16 protein-coding genes are annotated in these 22,215 nt (G+C 72.5%); 12 read left to right on the forward strand and 4 right to left on the reverse strand.

From position 1 onward, the window contains the following. The first annotated feature begins 93 nt into the window (after positions 1–93). On the forward strand, positions 94–1,593 hold the full coding sequence (gene hflX, locus WA788_RS19240; protein WP_335978918.1) for a GTPase HflX: 1,500 nt from the start codon (positions 94–96) through the stop codon (positions 1,591–1,593). A 131-nt stretch (positions 1,594–1,724) separates the two neighbouring features. Here hflX and WA788_RS19245 read toward each other — a convergent pair whose 3' ends face one another. Then, positions 1,725–2,900 carry a trypsin-like serine peptidase gene (locus WA788_RS19245; protein WP_335978920.1) on the reverse strand — a complete coding sequence of 392 codons (1,176 nt, stop codon included), beginning with the start codon at positions 2,898–2,900 and terminating at the stop codon, positions 1,725–1,727. 187 nt (positions 2,901–3,087) lie between these two features. Here WA788_RS19245 and WA788_RS19250 point away from each other — a divergent pair, with 187 nt between their 5' ends. From WA788_RS19250 to WA788_RS19270, 5 genes are all read left to right on the forward strand, one after another. Next, entirely contained in the window at positions 3,088–4,566 is a 1,479-nt protein-coding gene (locus WA788_RS19250; RefSeq protein WP_435176925.1) for a diaminobutyrate--2-oxoglutarate transaminase family protein, read from the forward strand. Positions 4,567–4,720: 154 nt separating this feature from the next. Continuing rightward, a complete protein-coding gene (locus WA788_RS19255; RefSeq protein WP_335978922.1) occupies positions 4,721–6,544 on the forward strand; it encodes an IucA/IucC family protein in 1,824 nt (607 codons plus the stop codon). Next, positions 6,541–7,338, forward strand: coding sequence for a GNAT family N-acetyltransferase (locus tag WA788_RS19260; RefSeq protein WP_435136830.1), 798 nt, complete (start codon positions 6,541–6,543; stop codon positions 7,336–7,338). Before WA788_RS19255 ends, WA788_RS19260 begins: the two co-directional genes overlap by 4 nt. Before the next feature lie 128 nt (positions 7,339–7,466). Next, positions 7,467–9,230: an IucA/IucC family protein gene (locus WA788_RS19265; protein ID WP_443034065.1), complete on the forward strand. Its 1,764-nt coding sequence runs from the start codon at positions 7,467–7,469 to the stop codon at positions 9,228–9,230. A 63-nt stretch (positions 9,231–9,293) separates the two neighbouring features. Then, entirely contained in the window at positions 9,294–9,881 is a 588-nt protein-coding gene (locus tag WA788_RS19270; protein ID WP_335978925.1) for an FHA domain-containing protein, read from the forward strand. On the opposite strand, the gene WA788_RS19275 is transcribed toward WA788_RS19270, so the two are convergent. Continuing rightward, entirely contained in the window at positions 9,859–11,091 is a 1,233-nt protein-coding gene (locus tag WA788_RS19275) for a serine/threonine-protein kinase (RefSeq protein ID WP_335978927.1), read from the reverse strand. The two genes, WA788_RS19270 and WA788_RS19275, sit on opposite strands and share 23 nt — an antisense overlap. Positions 11,092–11,131: 40 nt before the next feature. Next, the gene (locus tag WA788_RS19280; protein WP_335978930.1) at positions 11,132–12,301 is read right to left on the reverse strand and encodes an FHA domain-containing protein; all 1,170 of its coding nucleotides are present in this window, start codon (positions 12,299–12,301) and stop codon (positions 11,132–11,134) included. 132 nt (positions 12,302–12,433) lie between these two features. Between WA788_RS19280 and WA788_RS19285 the strand changes: the two genes are divergently transcribed. Further along, entirely contained in the window at positions 12,434–14,440 is a 2,007-nt protein-coding gene (locus WA788_RS19285; RefSeq protein WP_335978932.1) for an ATP-dependent DNA helicase, read from the forward strand. Positions 14,441–14,611: 171 nt separating this feature from the next. On the opposite strand, the gene lexA is transcribed toward WA788_RS19285, so the two are convergent. Further along, positions 14,612–15,391 (reverse strand): transcriptional repressor LexA, encoded by a 780-nt coding sequence (gene lexA, locus WA788_RS19290; RefSeq protein WP_335978934.1) that lies wholly within the window; start codon positions 15,389–15,391, stop codon positions 14,612–14,614. A 596-nt stretch (positions 15,392–15,987) separates the two neighbouring features. Between lexA and nrdR the strand changes: the two genes are divergently transcribed. The 5 genes from nrdR (at position 15,988) to WA788_RS19315 (ending at position 22,176) form a co-directional block, all read left to right on the forward strand. Next, positions 15,988–16,497: a transcriptional regulator NrdR gene (gene nrdR, locus WA788_RS19295; RefSeq protein ID WP_335978935.1), complete on the forward strand. Its 510-nt coding sequence runs from the start codon at positions 15,988–15,990 to the stop codon at positions 16,495–16,497. 118 nt (positions 16,498–16,615) lie between these two features. Beyond that, positions 16,616–19,507, forward strand: a complete 2,892-nt coding sequence (locus WA788_RS19300; protein ID WP_335978936.1) for a vitamin B12-dependent ribonucleotide reductase — start codon at positions 16,616–16,618, stop codon at positions 19,505–19,507. Between the two features lie 206 nt (positions 19,508–19,713). Continuing rightward, positions 19,714–20,319, forward strand: coding sequence for a YdbC family protein (locus WA788_RS19305; protein ID WP_335978939.1), 606 nt, complete (start codon positions 19,714–19,716; stop codon positions 20,317–20,319). Between the two features lie 91 nt (positions 20,320–20,410). After that, on the forward strand, positions 20,411–21,073 hold the full coding sequence (locus tag WA788_RS19310; RefSeq protein ID WP_335978941.1) for a phosphoglycerate mutase family protein: 663 nt from the start codon (positions 20,411–20,413) through the stop codon (positions 21,071–21,073). A gap of 212 nt (positions 21,074–21,285) precedes the next feature. Next, positions 21,286–22,176 (forward strand): ADP-ribosylglycohydrolase family protein, encoded by an 891-nt coding sequence (locus WA788_RS19315; RefSeq protein WP_335979111.1) that lies wholly within the window; start codon positions 21,286–21,288, stop codon positions 22,174–22,176. Positions 22,177–22,215: the final 39 nt, after the last annotated feature.

Consider the following 22,215-nt stretch of genomic DNA (forward strand, 5'->3'; position numbering starts at 1 on the left):
AAGTCACGTGACCCTTCGCCCCCGGCGTGCGACCATCGAGAGTGACGGCGCCGACACGGCCGCCGGACACCGACCGTACGACCGAAGGACCCGATGACCTCCAACGCTTCCTCCTCTTCTTCGCACGACCGCCAGCGCCTCCCGGACAGCCTTCGGGCCGACGCCCTGATGGAAGAGGACGCGGCCTGGAGCCACGAGATCGACGGGGACCGGGACGGCGACCAGTTCGACCGTTCCGACCGCGCGTCTCTGCGCCGGGTCGCCGGACTCTCCACCGAGCTGGAGGACGTCACCGAGGTCGAGTACCGCCAGCTCCGCCTGGAGCGCGTGGTGCTCGTCGGGGTGTGGACCTCCGGCACCGCCGACGACGCGGACAACTCGCTCGCCGAGCTGGCCGCCCTCGCCGAGACCGCCGGGGCCGTCGTGCTCGACGGCGTGGTCCAGCGGCGCGACAAGCCGGACCCGGCGACGTACATCGGCTCGGGCAAGGCGCAGGAACTGCGGGACATCGTCGTCGAGACCGGCGCCGACACCGTGGTCTGCGACGGTGAGCTGAGCCCCGGACAGCTCATCCACCTCGAGGACGTCGTCAAGGTCAAGGTGGTCGACCGCACCGCCCTCATCCTCGACATCTTCGCCCAGCACGCCAAGTCCCGTGAGGGCAAGGCGCAGGTCTCCCTCGCGCAGATGCAGTACATGCTGCCGCGGCTGCGCGGTTGGGGCCAGTCGCTGTCCCGGCAGATGGGTGGCGGTGGCTCCGGCTCCTCCGGCGGCGGCATGGCCACCCGCGGACCCGGTGAGACCAAGATCGAGACCGACCGTCGGCGCATCCGCGAGAAGATGGCCAAGATGCGCCGGGAGATCGCGGAGATGAAGACCAGCCGCGACCTCAAGCGGCAGGAGCGGCGGCGCCACAAGGTGCCGTCCGTCGCCATCGCCGGCTACACCAACGCGGGCAAGTCCTCGCTGCTCAACCGGCTCACCGGAGCCGGAGTCCTGGTGGAGAACGCACTGTTCGCCACCCTGGACCCGACGGTCCGGCGCGCCGAGACGCCCAACGGCCGCCTGTACACCCTCGCGGACACCGTCGGCTTCGTCCGGCACCTGCCGCACCACCTGGTCGAGGCGTTCCGGTCCACGATGGAGGAGGTCGCCGACGCCGACCTGATCCTGCACGTGGTGGACGGCTCGCACCCCGTGCCGGAGGAGCAGCTCGCGGCGGTCCGCGAGGTGTTCCGCGACGTGGGCGCGCTCCAGGTGCCGGAGATCGTGGTGGTCAACAAGGCCGACGCGGCCGACCCGCTGGTCCTCCAGCGGCTGCTGCGGACCGAGAAGCACGCCATCGCGGTGTCCGCGCGCAGCGGCCAGGGGATCGACGAGCTCCTGGAGCTGATCGACGAGGCGCTGCCGCGCCCGCAGGTGGAGGTCGAGGCGCTGGTGCCGTACACGCACGGCGGGCTCGTCTCCAGGGTGCACGCCGGTGGTGAGGTGCTCTCCGAGGAGCACACCGGCGAGGGCACCCTGCTGCGGGTGCAGGTGCACGAGGATCTGGCGGCCGAACTGGCGCCGTTCACCCTCGCCGCACAGCGCTGACCGCCGCGCCGCCCTGGCGACGGCACACCAGGCGTCCGTCGCGCACACGGTGAGGGCCCGTCTCCTGCCCGCGTTCCCCGCGGTTCAAGGAGGCGGGCCCGCACCGTTTCCCGCCGCAGCCGCCGTACGGATCAGCTGAACTTCTTGCTCACCTTGTCGTACAGCTTCTTCGCGTCCGCGCCCAGCCGGGGGCCGGCCAGCCATGTCGCCGTCAGCGGGCCGACCGAGGTGTTGCTGACCAGCCCCACCTTGCCGTCGGGCATCGTGGCGAACCACCCGCCGCCGGACGCGCCGCCGGTCATGGTGCAGCCGAGCCGGTACTCCGTCGGCGCGGAGGCCAGCAGAGACAGCCGGCCCGGCGTGCCCTGGCAGGCGTACATCCGCTGGCCGTCGTACGGCGCCTCCGCCGGGTACCCCCACGCGCCCACGGTCTTGATCTGCGTCGTCGAGGGCGCGTCGAACCACACCGGCATGGCCGCCCCGACCGTCTCCTGCAGGGACTTGCCGCCGGAGCCCTTGGCGGGGGTCACGTGCAGCACCGCGAAGTCGTACGGCGAGCCGCCGCCGCCCTGCTCGGAGCCGGTGCTGATCCACTGGTCCGAGGTACCGGCCCAGTCCGCCCACCACACGCCGTACGGGGCGAGCTTGTCCACGCTCGCGTGCGCCAGGGCCGACGCGCTCTCACCGCTGTCGTTGTAGTCCGGCACGAACGCGATGTTGCGGTACCAGCCCCCGCTCTTGCCCGCGTGCACGCAGTGCCCGGCCGTCCACACCAGGTTCGACCTGCCCGGGTGCGCCGGGTCGTCGACCACCGTGGCCGAGCAGACCATCGGACCCTTGGGGCTGTCGAAGAACAGCTTGCCGACGGCCGGCGCGTTGTCGTGGTAGGGCGTGCTGACCTTCCTGGCCGTCTCGGGAGCCGGCACCGGGTCGGTCTTCCCCTGGTCGGCGGGCACGTCCGCGGGCACCTGCTTGTCGTCCTGGTCGGCGCCCTTCATCCGGTCGTCGCTCCACAGGCCGTCGATCACCGGGTTCACGAAGTCCTGGGCCTTGCGCAGCCAGGTCGTCCTGTCCCAGTTCTTCCAGCCGCCGTCCTTGTACGCCTGTTCCCACTTCTTCAGGTCGCTCAGGCTCGTCGGCAGCGACGTGGGCAGCTTGGGCAACGACTTGCTGACCGCCGCGGCGGTGCTCGGCGAGGCTGTCGCCTTGGCGTCGGTATGGCTCCCGGACGACCCGCACGCGGTGGCCGCGCCCGCGAGCAGTACGGCGGCCGCTGCGGCGACCAGCGGTCTGCGTATCGATGGCATGGATGTAACTCCCCCTGGTTCACGCATTGGTGAGAACTGTGCTGACCCAAATCATGGACGGTTCCCCGGGCGCGGCCGTCCCCGGGGCGGAAAGTCCGGTGGCGGCCCGTGATCGGTCGGTGACCGCGTCGTTGGTACGTATGGGGGACAGCGGGGCGGAACACCGAGCAGGAGGAGAACACACGTGGTGGCCACTTCGAGCGTGCCGGGACAACTCACGGCACCCGCCGAAGACTTCGACTCGGGGGAAGCGATCCTGCACAGACAGGCGCAGCGGGAGTCCGCGGCGCGCACGTACGCGCGGTCGCTGCCGGTGGTGCCGGTCCGGGCCCGCGGTATGACCGTCGAGGGCGCCGACGGCCGCCGCTACCTGGACTGCCTGTCAGGTGCCGGCACCCTGGCGCTCGGCCACAACCACCCGGTCGTCCTGGAGGCCGTGCGGCGCGTGCTGGACTCCGGGGCGCCGCTGCACGTGCTGGACCTCGCGACGCCCGTGAAGGACGACTTCACCACCGCGCTGTTCGACACGCTGCCGCCCGGGCTCGCCGACCGCGGCCGCATCCAGTTCTGCGGCCCCGCCGGCACCGACGCGGTCGAGGCGGCCATCAAGCTCGTCCGGATCGCCACCGGCCGCAGCGGCCTGGTCGCCTTCTCCGGCGCCTACCACGGCATGACCGCGGCGGCCCTCGCGGCGACCGGCGACACCGCCGCACGGGCCACCGTCGAGGCCGACACCCGCGTCACCCGGCTGCCCTACCCGTACGACTACCGCTGCCCGTTCGGGACCGGCGGCGAGCAGGGCGCGGAGCTGTCCGCGCGGCTGACCGCCAGCCTCCTCGACGACCCCAAGGGCGGCGTACGGCAGCCCGCGGCAATGCTGCTGGAGCCGGTGCAGGGCGAGGGCGGCGTCATCCCCGCTCCAGGCAGCTGGCTGCGCCGGATGCGGGAGATCACCGCGGACCGCGGCATCCCGCTGATCGCCGACGAGGTGCAGACCGGAGTCGGCCGCACCGGGACGTTCTGGGCGGTCGAGCGCAGCGGGATCGTGCCCGACGTCATGGTGCTGTCCAAAGCCATCGGCGGCAGCCTCCCGCTCGCGGTGATCGTCTACCGCGAGGAGCTGGATGCCTGGCACCCTGGTGCCCATGCCGGCACCTTCCGCGGCAACCAACTCGCCATGGCGGCAGGCGCCGCCACGATCCGCTACGTGGCGCGCAACGCGCTGCACCGGCGCGCCGAGGAGGTCGGGTCCCTGATGCTGCGTCGACTGCGCGCGCTGGCCGGCGACCACGCCTGCATCGGCGACGTACGCGGCCGCGGCCTGATGATCGGCGTCGAACTCGTCGACACCGCAGCCGAACCCGACGACCGCGGAACGCTTCCGGCCGCGCCGCGCCTGGCCGCCCGCGTCCAGCAGGAGGCCCTGCGTCGCGGTCTGATCATCGAACTGGGCGGGCGGCACTCCAGCGTCGTCCGCCTCCTCCCACCGCTGACGATCACCGACGAGCAGGCCGACGCCGTACTGGACCGGCTCGCCGACGCCATCGCCGCGGCCGACCAGGCCGAAGGAAGCGGCCCCGCCGGGACCCGCCCTGCCGGGACCCGCGGCTCCGACCGAGGCGCCCGCACCGCCCGCGCCGACGCCTGGACGGCGGGTGCCTCGTGAGAGCCGGCCCCGGCGCCTGCCCGACGCGCCACCGAGCCGCCCCGGCGCGCGCCGCCGCGGTGCCGGAGCACCCCGACAGACCGGCGCGCACCCCCACCGCCGTACTTCCCCGCCGTACCGCCGCAGCGCCGTACCGACAAGTGAGGCCCCAGGCATGACCGCACCCGTGGACCCCGCCGGCATCGACCGCCACGACACCGCCACCTCAGTGCCCCAGCAGCGGGCACGCACCCCCTGGAACCCGACCGGTACCGACCCGCTGGCACGCGACGAGCCGTACGCCGTGGCCGACGCGGCCGGCACCGAGGCGCTGCTGCGCTGCTGGACCCGTGAGAAGGGCCTGCCACAACCGTCCGACGGGATGCTGCGCGTGCCGCTGCCCGCGGCCGGCACCGCCGTCGGCGCGGTCGTCCACCACTGGTCCGCCACCGGCCACCACCGCTTCGGGCCCGCCCGGCTCGCCGCCGCCGACCACCGGCCGCTGACCGCCGTCGAACTCGCCGCGCTGCTGACCCGGGAGAGCGGCGCGGACCCCGAGGAGGGCGCCGACCTGGTCGCCAGGGTGGCCGACTCGGTACGGCGCACCGCCGTCTTCGTCGCCGACCGGCGCCGGCACCCCGGCAGCAGCGAGCCCGAACTGCCCTTCCTCGACTCCGAGCAGGCGCTGATCCTCGGGCACCCGCTGCACCCCACGCCCAAGAGCCGCGACGGCCTCGGTGACGCGGAGGCGGCCGCCTACTCACCCGAACTGCGCGGCTCCTTCCCGCTGCACTGGTTCGCGGTCGACCGGTCGCTGCTCGCCACCGACTCGGCGTGGACCGAGCGCGGCCGGCCGGTGCCGGCACCCGACCTGCTCACGGCGCTGGCCGGCCCCGACCTGGCGCTGCCCGCCGGGACCGCGCCGCTGCCGCTGCACCCGTGGCAGGCCCGGGAGGTGGGCCACCGGCCCGCCGTGCGGGCGCTGTTCGAGGCGGGCCTGCTGCACGACCTCGGCCCCGTCGGCGAGCAGTGGCACCCCACCTCCTCGGTACGCACCGTCTACCGGCCGGGTACGCAGATCATGCTCAAGCTGTCCCTGGCGCTGCGCATCACCAACTCCCGCCGGGAGAACCTCCGCAAGGAACTGCAGCGCGGTGCCGAGGTGCACCGGCTGCTGCGCAGCGGGCTGGCCACCCGCTGGTACGAGGCGCACCCCCGCTTCGACATCGTCCGCGACCCCGCCTGGCTCGCCGTGGACGACCCGGACGGCCGCCCGGTGGCCGGCCTGGACGTCGCCTTGCGGCACAGCCCGTTCGGCCCCGGGGCGCAGGCGCACTGCGTCGCCGGGCTGACTTCGCCCCGGCCCTGGCCCGGCATGCCCGCACCCGCCCTCGCCTCCCGGCTCGCGGTCATCGTCGGCCGCCTCGCCGAGCGCACCGGCCGGCCCGCGACCGCGGTCGCCACCGAATGGTTCCTGCGCTACCTCGACGAGGTGGTCCGGCCCGTGCTGTGGCTGGACGGCGAGGCCGGCATCGCCCTCGAAGCGCACCAGCAGAACACGCTCGTGCTGCTCGACGCCGACGGCTGGCCGAACGGCGGACACTACCGCGACAACCAGGGCTACTACTTCCGCGAGTCGCACCGGGACGCGCTGGAGCGCCAACTGCCCGGCATCGGCGCCCAGAGCGACACCTTCGTCACCGACGAGGTGGCCGACGAGCGCTTCGCCTACTACCTCGGCATCAACAACGTCCTCGGCCTGATCGGCGCGTTCGGCGCCCAGCGGCTCGCCGACGAGGAGGTCCTGCTCGCCGCCTTCCGCCGCTTCCTCACCGACTCCGCCGGCGGCTCCAGCAGCCTGCCCGAGCGCCTGCTGCACAGTCCGCACCTGCGCTGCAAGGCCAACCTGCTGACCCGGCTGCACGGCATGGACGAACTCGTCGGGCCGGTGGACACCCAGTCCGTGTACGTCACCCTGCCCAATCCGCTGGCCCGCTGACCGGCGGCGCCCCGACCCCTCCTACCGCCCGCCATGTCCCGGCCGCGCGCCCGTCTCGCGTCCGGTCGGGACAGGAAGGAGCACCGTTGCCGAACGCCGACTCCAGCACCGAGGACACCCTCGACCTGAAACTGCCCCCGGAAGTCCTCGCGCTGTTCGCGGAAGGAGCGGCGACGGCAGCGCCGCCCGGCGGGGAGGCGGGGGCGGCAGGCGGCGGCGCGAGCGGGCTGCTCGACCGCATCGCGACCTGGCGGGCGGCCGAGACGGCAGTGGGCACCTTCCGACTGGTCCCGGTCGACCTCGAGCGGGACCTCGCGACCCTCACCGTGTGGATGAACGATCCGGCAGTCGCGGAGTTCTGGGAGCTGGCCGGCGACCAGCAGGTCACCGCAGACCACGTGCGGGCCCAACTCGACGCCGACGGCCGCAGCGTGCCCTGCCTCGGCGTCCTCGACGGCACCCCGATGAGCTACTGGGAGATCTACCGCGCCGACCTCGACCCGGTCGCGCGCTACTACCCGGCCCGGCCGCACGACACCGGGGTCCACCTGCTCATCGGCGGTGTCGCCGACCGGGCCCGCGGCCTGGGCGGCACCCTGCTGCGCGCCGTCTCCGACCTCGTCCTCGACCACCGTCCCGCCTGCGGCCGGGTGATCGCCGAACCCGATCTGCGCAACACCCCGTCCGTGGCGGCCTTCCTCGCCGCCGGCTTCCGACTGTCCGAGGAGGTGGACCTGCCGGACAAACGTGCCGCCCTGATGATCCGTGACCGAGCCCTGCGCCATCGCATCTGACACAGTGGCCGGCCGCGCCCGACCGCGGCCGGCCACCTGCCATGTGCACGTGGCCGCGCCGGCCGTCCGACCGGTGACGGCCGCCTCGCCAGCAGCCCTCTTGTCCCTCCCGTCCGCAGGAGCACCCCGTGACGATCACACCCCTGACCGAGTCCGGCGCCGCCTGGGAGCGCGCGGCCCGGCGGTTGCTCGCCAAGATGCTCGCCGAGTTCGCCTACGAAGACGTGATCGCGCCCCTACCCGACCCGGCGTCGGGCCCCGACACCTACCGGGTCGACCTCACCCCCGACGTGACCTACCGCTTCCGAGCGCGCCGCGGCTCGTACGGCAGCTGGTACGTGGACGCGGGCAGCATCACCCCGACCGGTGACCCGATGCACTTCCTGGCGCACGGCCACGACAGCGTGCTCGGCCTCAGCGGCGACACCACCGGCCACCTGATCAGAGAACTGCTCACCACGCTCCGCGCCGACCTGCGGCTGGACGCCACCGCGCTGCCGGTCGCCGAACTCGCCGACCTCGGCTACGCGGAACTCGAAGGGCACCAGACCGGGCACCCCTGGCTCGTGGCCAACAAGGGCCGTATCGGGTTCTCGGACGCCGACGCGGCGCACTGGGCGCCCGAGGCCCGCAGACGCCACCTGCTGCCCTGGATCGCGGTCCACCGCGACCTCGCCGAATACCGCGGCACCGGCACCCTGACCACCTCCGACCAGCTCTACGCCGAGGAACTCGCCCCCGACGTCCTCGACACCTTCCACCGCACCCTCGCCGAGCACGGCCGCGAACCCGCCGACTACCTGCTGCTGCCCGTGCACCCCTGGCAGTGGGAACAGGTCGTCGCCCCGCTCTTCGCACCCGCGATCGCCGACGGGTCCATCATCCACCTCACCACTGACAACGACCTCCGGCTGCCGCAGCAGTCCGTCCGCACCTTCCTCAACACCAGTCGCCCGCACCGGCGAACGGTCAAGCTCCCGCTGGCAGTGCTCAACACCCTGGTCTGGCGCGGTCTGCCCACCGAACGCACGCTGGCCGCCCCCGCCGTCACCGCCTGGGTGCACACCCTGCGCGACCACGACCGCTTCCTGCGCGACGAGACCCGGGTGATCCTCCTCGGCGAGGTGGCATCCGTCACCGTCGCCCACCCCCAGTACGACAAGATGCCGCAGGTGCCGTACCAGTACCGCGAACTGCTCGGCTGCATCTGGCGTGAGCCGCTGACGGCGTACCTCGCACCCGGGGAGCGCGCCCGCACCCTCGCCGCGCTTCTGCACACCGACCCCGACGGCCGCGCCTTCACCGCCGAGCTGGTCGCCCGTTCCGGGCTTTCCCCCCGCGTGTGGCTGCGGCACCTGTTCGCCGCGCTTCTCCCGCCCCTGCTGCATTTCCTCTACCGGTACGGCACGGTCTTCTCCCCGCACGGGGAGAACGCGATCGTCGTCTACGACGAGCACGACGTTCCGGTGCGGCTGGCGGTCAAGGACTTCGTCGACGACGTGAACGTCTCCGCGCACCGGCTGCCGGAACACGCCACCATGCCGGCGGACGTCCGCGCCGTGCTGCTCACCGAGGCGCCGGAATTCCTCACCCAGTTCATCCACTCCGGTCTGTTCATCGGAGTGTTCCGCTATCTCGCGCCGCTGTGCGAACAGCAGCTCGGTGTGCCCGAGAACGAGTTCTGGACCCTGGTGCGCGACGAGATCATCCGCCACCAGGACCGCTTCCCGGAACTCAAGGAGCGGTTCGCGCTGTTCGACCTGTTCACCCCGCGGATCGCCCGGCTGTGCCTGAACCGCAACCGCCTGCACCTCGACGGCTACCGCGACCGGCCCAGCCGCCCCCACGCGGCCGTGCACGGAACCGTGGCCAACCCGCTCTGCGGACCCTGACCGCACCGCTACGATCGGTCCGACGAGGGCCGCACCGGCGAACGGCCCGACGGCGGGAGTGGGATGGGCGAGGAGACTGGCGGCGGCAGGTGCCCGGCGTGCGGCACCACCGGCGCCCAGCCCGGGCAACTCGTCTGCCAGGGCTGCTACGTGCCCTTCGCACTCATGGCGGCCCCCGCCGGGCCGGACGCCATGGCGCCGGCCGGCGCGGTCGACGCCATGGCGTCCGCGCAGCCCGCGGACGCCCGTCCGGCCGCCGACCCGCACACCGAGCACACCCGTGTCATCGGCCGAAGGGGCGACGCCGGTGCGGGCAGCGACAGCACCCGCAGGGACGCGCCGGCGCTCGCGCTGCGGCTGGGCTTCCCGGGCGGACAGGTCGTCGCGGTCGAGCCCGGCCGGCACATCCGGCTCGGCCGCGAGCGGCGCCTGTGCCCCGCCGTGGCCTTCCTCGCCGCCCACGACAACCTGTCGCGGCTGCACGCCACCGTCGCGGTGGAGCCGGACGGATCGGCGTCCATCACCGACGAGGGCTCCATGAACGGCACCTTCCTGCACGGCTACCGGCTCCCGCCCAACGAGCCGGCGGTCCTCAACCCGGGCGACGTGGTCCGGCTCGCCGCGGACGTCACGGTCCGGGTACTGCCCTGACCGCCGCATAGGAGGCCACACACCTGGCGAGCGGGTGCTCGGCACCCAGGGTGGCGGACGTCTCGCGCGCCAGCTCCGCCAGACGCGTGGCGGCCGTCGGCGCGCCGCCCAGCCCCTCCAGCGCCCGCGCCCGCCCGAACCGGGCGGCGAAGGCCGCCGGTGCCCGGTCGGCGTCCTGCCGGGCCAGGTGCTGGAGCACCTGCCAGTACCGGCGGTCCGCGTCGGCGAAGTGCCCCGCCGTCAGGAGCCCTTCGCCCTCCTCCAGCAGGGTCCACACCACGTGCTGCGTCCCCCGGTCCAACGAGGTCGGCGTCCGCGGCACACGCCGCGGGCGCCGCATGGCCCGCAGCCGGGAGGCCACCAACTCCGCGGTCGGGGGCCGGTCGGCGGGGTCCTTGGCGAGGAGCTCGTGCACCAGGTGCGCCAGCTCGGGCGGCACCTCCGGCCGGCGCCGCTCGATCCGCTCGGGCGTCTCGTGCACATGCGCGTAGGCGTACCCGATGACATTGCCCGCGGAGAAGGGCGGGCCCTCCGCGAGGAGCGCGTACAGCACGCAGCCCAGGGAGTACAGGTCGGACCGGGCGGTGACCTCCCGTCCGTGCGCCTGCTCGGGCGAGAAGTACGGCGGGGAGCCCAGCACCGCCTGCGGGTCGGTGTGGCGCACGCGCCGCGGGTCGCTCTGCACCACGAGGCCGAAGTCGCAGATCTTGACGGTGCCGTCCGGCAGCAGCATCAGGTTCTCCGGCTTGATGTCGCGGTGCACGAGCCCGTGTTCGTGGGCGTGCTGGAGGCCCGCGGCGATCTGGGCGCCGTAGCCGAGGACATCGTCGACCGGCAGGCCGCCCCGGTCCAGCAGCACCGCGCCGAAGTCCTGGCCGGTCAGCAGCTCCATCACCAGGAAGGGGCGGCCGTCGTGCTCGCCAGCGTCATGGACGGTCGCCACGTTCGGATGGCCGAGCGCCGCGGCGGCGACGGCCTCCCGGCGGAAACGGCCCTGCCGCTCCTTGCGCTCGTCCTCGGCCCACTCGGCACGCAAGGTCAGCACCTTTACCGCCACCCGGCGTCCCAAACCCTGGTCGACGGCCGCGTAGACCTGGCCGAAGCCGCCCCCGCCCAGCCGGTCCGCCAGCAGGAAGCGCCCACCGAGCAGCGTCCCGGCGCCGATCCCGTCCGGCGGCCCGCCACTCCCGCCGACCATGTTCCCGCTCACCCGCGCGCCCTCCCGTGCGTACACCGCCGCTGCCCGGCGCTCACCCCTGCGGGGGCGGTTCGCCGGCCAACCGCCACAGGTCCGACGGCAGGCCGACCATCGTCGGTTCCGCGGCCGCGGCGGCCTGCTGCGCTCCGACCGTACCGTCGGTGGCGTCGTCCTCGAACACGAACTGGCGGCCGCTGGGCAGCAGTTCCAGCCGCTCGTGCAGCACGACCGCGTCCCCGCGGCGCAACTGCCAGCGCGTGCCGTGGAACAGCGGCAGCATCTCGTCACCGGACGGGCGGCGGCGCCGGATACGGGTGCCGTTGGCACTGCGCTCGTCGACGACGGTCAGCCCGGTCCCGTCGTACTCCAGCACCACATGGGTGCGGCTGACGGAGTCCACCGCCTTGTCGTCGATCCAGGCGCCCAGGGCGACCCCGCCACCCGCCGGTGCCCGCCCGACCGTCAGCGGCTGCCCGGCCGTCACCATGAAGCGGCCGCGCACGGTGCCGTCCATGAGCACCTTCATCTGGGCGCGGCGCGGCCGCGGCCCGGCATCCTCCAGCGGCACCCCGTGGGTCGGGCACAGCACCCGCCTGCCCCGCCGGCGGGGGAGCGCGGCGCTCGGGTGCTCGCCCGCCCCGAACAGCGGGCAGTCCGCCTCCGGGCAGCGCCACTCCCGGCTGAGCACATCGCGGTGCGCCGACGGCGCCCAGCGCCTGAGCACCCCCGCCTCCAGCAGCAGGCCCTCCTCCTCCTTGCGCGAGATCTGCCACTCCGGGGGCACCGGCATGATCCGGGGGCGCACCACCAGCACCCCGTCCGGCCCGAGCAGCGGGCGCAGGAAGTGGTCCCGGTCACCGGGTATCCAGGGATAGGCGCGGTGGAAGTCCAGGAAGTTGTCCGCGCTGACCACGTGCAGTTCGAGGGTGTCGGCGAGCTCCAGGATGCGGTCGTCGGCGCGGGGCAGGACCTCCAGCAGCCGGTCGCGGTACCAGCGGTCGAGCCGGGCGCGCTCCTGCGGGGTGAGCCGTCCGTCGGTCAGCAGCGAGCGGTCGGTGATCGGATAGACCTGCACCGCCGGGTCGCGGGCGAACTCCGCCAGAGCGTCCAGCAGCGCCTCGAAGCGGCCGAGGTCCGCGGCCCGGTCCCCGCCCAGGGCCGGCGCCCGTACGACGTTCGCCACGTCGATCACATATTCCGCGGCCGAGGCATCAAGCGTCATACGGCTCTCGCACTGCATGTGACCAGAAGCTAGCACCGCCTGACCGGGACGGTGCGGCGAAGGCCCGCGCGGTGACCGGACCGGTCTCACCCGGACGGCGTTGTCGGTGCGGCGCCGTAGGCTGGCCCTCCTATGACTGCCACCACCCCACCCGCTCTCACCGACCTGCTGCACGCCGCCGTCACCGCCGTCGGCGGCGTGGAGCGGGAAGGCCAGGTCGCCATGGCGCAGGCCGTACACGACGCCGTGGAAGACCAGTCCCATCTGCTCGTCCAGGCCGGCACCGGCACCGGCAAGTCGCTCGGCTACCTGGTGCCCGCCCTGGCGCACGGCGAGCCCGTGGTGGTGGCCACTGCCACCCTCGCCCTCCAGCGGCAGCTGGTGGAGCGGGACCTGCCGCGCACGGTCCAGGCGCTGAAGCCGCTGCTGCGCCGCGAGCCGCAGTTCGCGATGCTCAAGGGCCGGTCCAACTACCTGTGCCTGCACCGCCTGCACGAAGGAGTGCCGCAGGACGAGGAGGACGGCCTCTTCGACCCCTTCGAGGCCGCCGCGCCCACGAGCAAGCTCGGCAAGGACCTGCTGCGGCTGCGGGACTGGGCCGACGAGACCGAGACCGGGGACCGGGACGGGCTCAGCCCCGGCGTCTCCGACCGCGCCTGGAGCCAGGTCTCGGTCACCTCCCGCGAGTGCCTGGGCGCCTCCAAGTGCGCCTACGGTGCCGAGTGCTTCGCCGAGGCGGCCCGCGAGCGCGCCAAGGTCGCCGAGGTCGTCGTGACCAACCACGCCCTGCTGGCCATCGACGCCATCGAGGGCGCCCCGGTGCTGCCCAGCCATGAGGTGCTGATCGTCGACGAGGCGCACGAACTGGTCTCGCGGGTGACCGGTGTCGCCACCGGCGAGCTGAGCCCCCTCGGGGTCAACCGCGCCGTCAAGCGCGCCGCCAGACTCGTCAACGAGAAGGCGGCGGACGCCCTGATGAGCGCGGGGGAGGGCTTCGAGCGGGTGATGGAGCTCGCCCAGCCCGGGCGGCTGGAGGAGATCCCGGAGGACCTCGCGTACGCGCTCGCGGCGCTCCGGGACGCCTGCCGCCTGGTGATCACCGCGCTCGGCGAGACCCGCGACCGCTCCGTGCAGGACGAGGATGTCGTCCGCAAGCAGGCCCTCGCCTCCGTCGAGCACGTCCACGAGGTCGCCGAACGCCTGGTGCAGGGCTCGGAGTACGACGTGGTGTGGTGCGAGCGGCACGACCGGTTCGGCGCGTCGCTGCGGGTCGCGCCGCTGAGCGTGTCGGGCCTGCTGCGCGAGAAGCTCTTCACCGACCGCTCGGTGGTGCTCACCTCCGCCACGCTCAAGCTGGGCGGCGACTTCAACGGTGTCGCCGCCTCGCTGGGCCTGTCGCCCGAGGGCGTGACGGCCGCGGAGGGCGAGGACGAGGTGCCGCAGTGGAAGGGCGTCGATGTCGGCTCGCCCTTCGACTACCGCCGCCAGGGCATCCTGTACGTCGCCCGCCATCTCGCGCAGCCCGGCCGCGACTCGGGCCGCGAGGACATGCTCGACGAACTGGCCGAGCTGATCGAAGCAGCCGGCGGGCGCACCCTCGGGCTCTTCTCGTCGATGCGCGGCGCCCAGGCGGCCGCGGAGGCGCTGCGCGGAAGGCTGGAGCACCCGGTGCTGCTCCAGGGCGAGGAGACGCTGGGCGAGCTGATCCGCACCTTCTCCGAGGACGCCAGGACCTGCCTGTTCGGCACGCTGTCGCTGTGGCAGGGCGTGGATGTGCCGGGCGCGAACTGCCAGTTGGTGGTGATGGACCGCATCCCCTTCCCCCGGCCGGACGATCCGCTGATGAGCGCGCGCCAGAAGTCGGTGGAGGAGCACGGGGGGAACGGCTTCATGGCGGTGGCCGCCACCCATGCGGCACTGCTGATGGCCCAGGGTGCCGGGCGGCTGATCCGGGCCACCGGCGACCGGGGTGTCGTGGCGGTGCTCGACCCGCGCCTGGCCACCGCCCGCTACGGGGGCTTCCTGCGGTCCTCGATGCCCGAGTTCTGGTACACCAACGACCGCAACCAGGTGCGGAAGTCCCTGGCGGCGATCGACGCGGCCGCCGGGGCGGCGGAGACGGCCGCAGCAGACGCGTAGCGGGCCCGTCACGGCCGTGTGCGGGCCCTGGGAGCCCGTACGGGCGGCCGCTGCTACAAGGTGCCCGAGGCGTGGGAAAGGCCCGGAGAACCGCGGTGGCGGTCTCCCGGGCCTTGGTCGCGTCCCAGGTCGGCCGATGTCCGGCCGTGCCCCGTGGTCGGGGACCCTGCGTCAGATCCGGCGCAGCACGGCGACGACCTTGCCGAGGATCGTGGCCTCGTCGCCGGGGATGGGCTGGTAGGCGGCGTTGTGCGGCAGCAGCCAGACGTGGCCGTTGTCCCGCTTGAAGCGCTTGACGGTCGCCTCTCCGTCCAGCATCGCCGCCACGATGTCGCCGTTCTCGGCGACGGGCTGGCGTCGTACGGTGACCCAGTCGCCGTCACAGATCGCCGCCTCGATCATCGAGTCGCCGACCACCTTGAGCACGAACAGCTCGCCGTCCCCGACGAGTTGGCGCGGCAGCGGGAAGACGTCCTCGACCGACTCCTCGGCGAGGATGGGGCCGCCGGCCGCGATCCGGCCGACCAGCGGCACATAGGACGCGGACGGCTTGCCGGTGGTGTCGGTGGGCTGCGCGTGGCCGGCGTCGGACGCGCGGACCTCGTAGGCGCGCGGCCGGTGCGGGTCGCGGCGCAGGAAGCCCTTGCGCTCCAGCGCCATGAGCTGGTGGGCGACCGAGGACGTGCTCGACAGGCCGACGGCCTGGCCGATCTCGCGCATGGACGGCGGATAACCGCGGCGCTGCACCGAGTCCCTGATCACCTCGATGACGCGGCGCTGACGCTCGGTCAACCCCGAGCTGTCGGCGCGAATTCCCGGGGGCCGTCCGGGCAGCGCGCGTGCCGGCTTGGGGCTGCTGTCTTCGTTCGCGACGTCCAACGGGCCGATTCCGTCCGGGGAGCGGTCATGGGCGGGCAATGTGCCGGTGGCGCTCTCTGCGGTGGTGGTCACGGCGGCCCCTTTCGAGTTGTTCTCCACCGCATGGACTGCGGTCGGCCCGTCTCCGCGTGCGGGCAGTTAGTACAACGGTAGTGGGTTTCGAAAGGTTGCGCCAAACACACGTTCGAGTGAATTAGCAAAAATCCGCTGACGTGATCAAGGTACCGGGTGTATTGATCGAATGGAAGTTCGAATCCGACTCCGCTGCCGCCATGCCGACTCGAAGGCTCGCGAGATCTGGCCGAGACGACGACCGAACGTCGTTCGATAGCGGGTCGGGTCCGCGGATTCCGGCCGGCCCAGTCTCGCACCGTGTCCTGGAAAGCGCCCCGCGGATTCGTCCCCCGTACGCTCCGGCGCGCCGCGAACGCCCTCCGTGGCCGCCGGCCCCGGCGCGACACGCGGATGGCACCCCTTGGTGCGGTGCCACCAGATCTAGTGGTTGGATAGGGCCCGGCCACCACAAGTTGTGGTTTCCAAGCAGGCCCCGTGGCTCCCATGCCACCGCCATCGCCTATGCTTGAGGCTGCTCTCGCAGGTTCCGGCAGGAACCCGTCGGAGCTTGTTCGCCATGCGCTCACCGCGGGTGAGGGAGGGAGTGGAAGACCGTGCACTGCCCCTTCTGCAGACACCCCGACAGCCGCGTCGTCGACAGCCGGACCACCGATGACGGTGCCGCGATCCGACGCCGGCGTCAGTGTCCCGACTGCGGGAGGCGCTTCACCACCGTCGAGTCGGCCTCGCTGATGGTGATCAAGCGCAGCGGCGTCACGGAGCCCTTCAGTCGCACCAAGGTGATCGCGGGCGTGCGCAAGGCGTGCCAGGGCCGCCCGGTGACCGAGGACGCCCTCGCGCTGCTCGGCCAGCGGGTCGAGGAGGCGGTCCGGGCCACCGGCAGCGCCGAGCTGTCGACGCACGACGTGGGACTGGCCATACTCGGCCCGCTCCAGGAGCTCGATCTCGTCGCCTACCTGCGCTTCGCGAGCGTCTACCGGGCCTTCGACTCGCTCGACGACTTCGAGCGGGCCATCACGGAGCTGCGCGAGCAGCTCCCACCCACCACTCCCGGCGGGCTTGACGAGGACCTCGGGGTCCCCGCGCCCGCGGCCGCCGACTGACCGGCGCCGGGACACGGATTTGCCGAGGCGCCGCCAGCGCGCCGAGGCGGCAGACAACACACGGTGCTGCGGGGAAGAACCGCGCACATCAGGGCGTTTGCCCATATTGGGAGGCGGAATGACAGAGACGACGAGCGGCCCGGCACGCGGTTCACGCACCAAGGGGTCGAAGGCGAGCAAGGGCCTGCGTATCGAGCGCATCCACACCACCCCCGGCGTGCACCCGTACGACGAGGTGGTGTGGGAGCACCGTGACGTCGTCATGACGAACTGGCGCGACGGATCGATCAACTTCGAGCAGCGCGGTGTCGAGTTCCCCGACTTCTGGTCGGTGAACGCGGTGAACATCGTGACGAGCAAGTACTTCCGCGGCGCGGTGGGCAGCCCGAAGCGCGAGAAGAGCCTCAAGCAGCTGATCGACCGGGTCGTGCTCACCTACCGCAAGGCGGGCGAGGAGCACGGCTACTTCACCGGCCCCGCGGACGCGGAGATCTTCGAGCACGAACTGACGTACGCGCTGCTGCACCAGGTGTTCAGCTTCAACTCCCCGGTGTGGTTCAACGTGGGCACCGCCCAGCCGCAGCAGGTCTCCGCCTGCTTCATCCTGTCCGTCGACGACTCGATGGACTCGATCCTCGACTGGTACAAGGAAGAGGGGATGATCTTCAAGGGCGGCTCCGGCGCCGGCCTGAACCTCTCCCGCATCCGCTCCTCCAAGGAACTGCTCTCCTCCGGCGGCAACGCCTCGGGGCCGGTCTCCTTCATGCGCGGCGCCGACGCGTCCGCCGGCACCATCAAGTCGGGCGGCGCCACCCGCCGCGCCGCCAAGATGGTGGTCCTGGACGTCGACCACCCCGACGTCGAGGCGTTCATCGAGACCAAGGTCAAGGAAGAGCAGAAGATCCGCGCGCTGCGCGACGCCGGCTTCGACATGGACCTCGGCGGGGACGACATCACCTCCGTCCAGTATCAGAACGCGAACAACTCCGTCCGCGTCAACGACGAGTTCATGAAGGCCGTCGAGGAGGGCGGGCAGTTCGGCCTGCGCGCCCGGATGACCGGTGAGGTCATCGAGCAGGTCGACGCCAAGTCGCTGTTCCGGAAGATGGCCGAGGCCGCATGGGCCTGCGCCGACCCCGGCATCCAGTACGACGACACGATCAACCACTGGCACACCTCGCCCGAGAGCGGCCGCATCACCGCGTCCAACCCGTGCAGCGAGTACATGCACCTGGACAACTCGAGCTGCAACCTCGCCTCGCTCAACCTGCTGAAGTTCCTGCGCCACGACGACGAGGGCCGCCAGACCTTCGACGCGGAGCGCTTCGCCAAGGTCGTCGAGCTGGTCATCACCGCGATGGACATCTCGATCTGCTTCGCGGACTTCCCGACGGAGAAGATCGGCGAGACCACCCGCGCCTTCCGCCAGCTCGGCATCGGCTACGCGAACCTGGGCGCGCTGCTCATGGCGACCGGCCACGCGTACGACTCGGACGGCGGCCGCGCGCTCGCCGGAGCGATCACCTCGCTGATGACCGGCACCTCCTACAAGCGGTCCGCCGAACTGGCCGCGGTCGTGGGCCCGTACGAGGGCTACGCCCGGAACTCCGACGCCCACAAGCGCGTCATGAAGCAGCACTCCGACGCCAACTCCGTCGCCAAGCGCATGGACGACCTCGACACCCCGGTGTGGGCCGCGGCGACCGAGGCGTGGCAGGACGTCATCCGCCTCGGCGAGAAGAACGGTTTCCGCAACGCCCAGGCCTCGGTGCTCGCCCCCACCGGCACCATCGGCCTGATGATGGACTGCGACACCACGGGCGTGGAGCCCGACCTGGCGCTGGTGAAGTTCAAGAAGCTGGTCGGCGGCGGCTCGATGCAGATCGTGAACAACACCGTCCCGGTCGCGCTCAAGCGCCTGGGGTACCAGGAAGAGCAGATCGAGGCGATCGTCGCCCACATCTCCGAGCACGGCAACGTGATCGACGCGCCCGGCCTGAAGACCGAGCACTACGAGGTCTTCGACTGCGCCATGGGCGACCGCGCGATCTCGGCCATGGGCCACGTCCGGATGATGGCCGCGGCGCAGCCCTTCCTGTCGGGTGCCATCTCCAAGACGGTCAACCTGCCGGAGTCCGCGACCGTCGAGGAGGTCGAGGAGGTCTACTACGAAGGCTGGAAGCTCGGCCTGAAGGCGCTGGCGATCTACCGCGACAACTGCAAGGTCGGCCAGCCGCTGTCGGCGAAGAAGAAGCCGGACACCACGGCCGACGCCGGCACCGAGGAAGCACTTCCCGCGCAGATCGAGAAGGTCGTCGAGTACCGCCCGGTCCGCAAGCGCCTGCCCAAGGGCCGCCCGGGGATCACCACCTCCTTCACCGTCGGCGGCGCCGAGGGTTACATGACGGCCAACTCCTACCCGGACGACGGGCTCGGCGAGGTCTTCCTGAAGATGTCCAAGCAGGGCTCGACCCTCGCGGGCATGATGGACGCCTTCTCCATCGCCGTCTCCGTCGGCATGCAGTACGGCGTCCCGCTGGAGACCTACGTCTCGAAGTTCACCAACATGCGCTTCGAGCCGGCCGGCCTGACCGACGACCCGGACGTGCGGATGGCGCAGTCCATCGTGGACTACATCTTCCGCCGCCTGGCGCTGGACTTCCTGCCCTTCGAGACCCGCTCGGCGCTCGGCATCCACTCGGCCGAGGAGCGTCAGCGGCACCTGGACACCGGCTCCTACGAAGCCGGTGAGGACGACGTCGACGTCGAGGGCCTGGCGCAGTCCGCGCCGCGCCACGTGGAGGCCCCCAAGCCCTTGTCGGCGGCCAAGCCCGCGGCTCCCGCGGCGGCCCCGGCGCCCAAGGAGGCGCACAACTCCACGGAGCTGCTGGAGATCCAGCTCGGTCTGAACGCCGACGCTCCGCTGTGCTTCTCCTGCGGCACCAAGATGCGCCGCGCCGGCAGCTGCTACCTCTGCGAGGGCTGCGGCTCCACCAGCGGCTGCAGCTGAGCTGGAAGGCGGATCTGCCGATCTGCCGGGACCTCCCGTAGGGACGGCTGAGCCGCGCTGAGAGCAGCGCGAAGGGGCGCCGACATTCCGTCGGCGCCCCTTCGCGTGTCGTTCGCGGCCCCGGGGGCGGACCAGCAGGGACACCGCCGGCATGTACGCAGCCGGAATACGACGGCTGGGGCGCCCGGCGCGACTACGATGGCGCGGTGTTGGTCAAGTGGATACGCTGCGGGGTCGTCGATCGGCCCGGATTCGACCGGGGGCAACGGCGGTGGGCGGCGCTGCGGCAGCAGCCCGGGTTCCTCGGCCAGGGCGGCGGCTGGAGCCGTGCCCAGCCGGGAGTGGCGCACATCTTCGGGTTCTGGGACGGCCGGAGCGCGTACGACGCCTTCATGGCCGGCCCGCACGGCGGCTTCGTCGCCGGGCAGCAGGGCACGTACGAAATGCTCGCGGTGCGGCTGTTCGAACACCAGCTGGATGTGAAGGTCGGTTTCGAGCCGCTCTTCGCCGACACCGATCTGCTCAGGGTCGCGCTGTGCAAGGTGCGGCCGGAGCGGGTCGAGCACTTCACGCAGATGCAGGAGCGGGTGTGGAACCCGGCCATGGCCGGATCACCCGGGATGCTGCGCGGCGCCTTCGGCCGGGGGGAGTCGGACGACTTCCTGGTGCTGTCGATGTGGGATTCGGCCACGGAGCACGGCAAGTACCGGGAAGGGGCCGTCGAGCGGCTGTCCGAGCGCGCCGGGCTGGACGCCGACGTGCTGTCCGTGGCCGGCGACGTGGTGGACGTGGTGCCGGAGTGGACGGTCTGAGCGCGAGGGCCCGCTCGGACCGGTCCGGGCGGTCCGGGCGGTCCGGGGGGCGGAAAGGCGCCGGGCCGGCGGGCGCAATAGGCTGGCCGGTATGGGACGTCCTCAACGCATCGTGCTCATCCGGCACGGAGAGTCCCAGGGCAACGCGGACGACAGCATCTACGAACGGGTGCCCGACCACGCCCTGGAGCTGACCGCCAACGGCCGCCGGCAGGCCGCGCGGGCCGGCGCCCGTCTGCGCGAGGTGTTCGGCGGGGAGCGGGTGCAGGCGTTCGTCTCCCCGTACCGGCGCACCTGGCACACCTACGAGGAGCTGGGCCTGGACCCGGCGCTGGCGCAGGCGCGCGAGGAGCCGCGGCTGCGCGAACAGGACTGGGGCAACTGGCAGGACCAGGAGGACATCCAGCGCCAGCGCAAGGCCCGCGACGCCTACGGCCACTTCTTCTACCGTTTCGCGATGGGGGAGAGCGGCGCCGACGTCCACGACCGGGTGGGAGCGTTCCTGGAGACCCTCTACCGGGCCTTCGACAAGCCGGACTTCCCGCCGAACGTACTGCTGGTCACGCACGGGCTGACGATGCGGCTGTTCTGCATGCGCTGGTTCCACTGGACGGTCGAGGAGTTCGAGACCCTGTCCAACCCGTCCAACGCCGAGACCCGGATGCTCCTGCGGCAGCCCTCGGGCCGCTACATCCTGGACCGGCCGTTCGAGCGCTGGGGCACCCCCTGCCCGCCCGGCGGCGGCCTGCAGTGACGGCGGCGGCGAAGACCGCCTCCGCCCCGCGCCCTGTGTGCCTGGGCGCCACCACCCGGAGCTGCTTCGTGCCGCACCCTGGCGTCGGACGGGCACACCAGTACCATGCCTCGGATGACTCCCAAGGCTCCAGCACGATGATGCCCGATTCCACCCCCGAGCAGGACCCGCCCGCTTCCGATTCCGGCCCGGCTGCCGCCTCCTACGCGGGCATGGACGCCGAACGCCTGGCACGGGCGAGTGCCGGCCTGCGCGGCCTCGCGGTCGGCGACGCGCTCGGCTCGCAGTTCTTCGTACCGGCCAACCGCCCCGCCCTCCAAAGCGGCGAACTGCCACCCGGACCCTGGGCATGGACGGACGACACCGAGATGGCCTGCTCGGTGCTGGCCGTGCTCATGGCGCACGGCCGGATCGACCAGGATGCGCTCGCCCGGTCCTTCGCCGAGCACCACGACTTCGACCGGGGCTACGGCCCGGCCGTGAACCGGATGCTGCGGCTGATCCGGCAGGAGAACGGCGACTGGCGCGAACTCGCCGCCGGGCTGTTCGACGGGCAGGGCTCCTGGGGAAACGGAGCGGCGATGCGGATAGCGCCCCTGGGCGCCTGGTACGCCGACGACCCCGAGCAGGCGGCCCGGCAGGCCGCGGCCTCCGCCGTCACCACCCATCGGCACCAGGAGGCCGTGGCCGGCGCCGTGGCCGTGGCCGTCGCCGCCGCACTGGCCGCGGGACCGGCGGGTCCCGGCACCCCGGACGCGTTCCTGGGCGCGGTGCTCGACCTGCTGCCCCGCAGCGCCGTGCGCGCAGGGGTGGAACGCGCCCGCACCATGCTGGACTACGACGACGCGGCGACCGTCGCCGCGGTCCTCGGCTGCGGCCGCCGCACCAGCGCCCCCGACACGGTGCCCTTCGCCCTGTGGGCCGCCGCGCGCCATTTCGACGACTACGAGCGGGCGTTCTGGACCACCGCGCGGGTGGGCGGCGACGTGGACACCAACTGCGCGATCGTCGGCGGCATCGTCGCCGCCCGCCCCGGTGGTGCGCCGCCCGCGACCTGGACACGGCGTACCGAACCGCTACCGCAGTGGGCCGGAGTGTCCTGAGGGATACGTGGGACCATGCGTTCATTGCCGGCCGATCAC

Origin of the sequence: Streptomyces sp. CA2R106 (genome assembly GCF_037034245.1) — a bacterium.
Classification (GTDB): Bacteria; Actinomycetota; Actinomycetes; order Streptomycetales; family Streptomycetaceae; genus Actinacidiphila.

Bases quoted from the DNA above. Each gene is read 5' to 3' on its own strand.
- WA788_RS19245 (WP_335978920.1), bottom strand. From the start codon at position 2,900: ATGCCATCGATACGCAGACCGCTGGTCGCCGCAGCGGCCGCCGTACTG.
- WA788_RS19255 (WP_335978922.1), top strand. From the start codon at position 4,721: ATGACCGCACCCGTGGACCCCGCCGGCATCGACCGCCACGACACCGCC.
- WA788_RS19285 (WP_335978932.1), top strand. From the start codon at position 12,434: ATGACTGCCACCACCCCACCCGCTCTCACCGACCTGCTGCACGCCGCC.
- WA788_RS19280 (WP_335978930.1), bottom strand. From the start codon at position 12,301: ATGACGCTTGATGCCTCGGCCGCGGAATATGTGATCGACGTGGCGAAC.
- WA788_RS19270 (WP_335978925.1), top strand. From the start codon at position 9,294: ATGGGCGAGGAGACTGGCGGCGGCAGGTGCCCGGCGTGCGGCACCACC.
- hflX (WP_335978918.1), top strand. From the start codon at position 94: ATGACCTCCAACGCTTCCTCCTCTTCTTCGCACGACCGCCAGCGCCTC.
- WA788_RS19310 (WP_335978941.1), top strand. From the start codon at position 20,411: ATGGGACGTCCTCAACGCATCGTGCTCATCCGGCACGGAGAGTCCCAG.
- WA788_RS19315 (WP_335979111.1), top strand. From the start codon at position 21,286: ATGGACGCCGAACGCCTGGCACGGGCGAGTGCCGGCCTGCGCGGCCTC.
- WA788_RS19300 (WP_335978936.1), top strand. From the start codon at position 16,616: ATGACAGAGACGACGAGCGGCCCGGCACGCGGTTCACGCACCAAGGGG.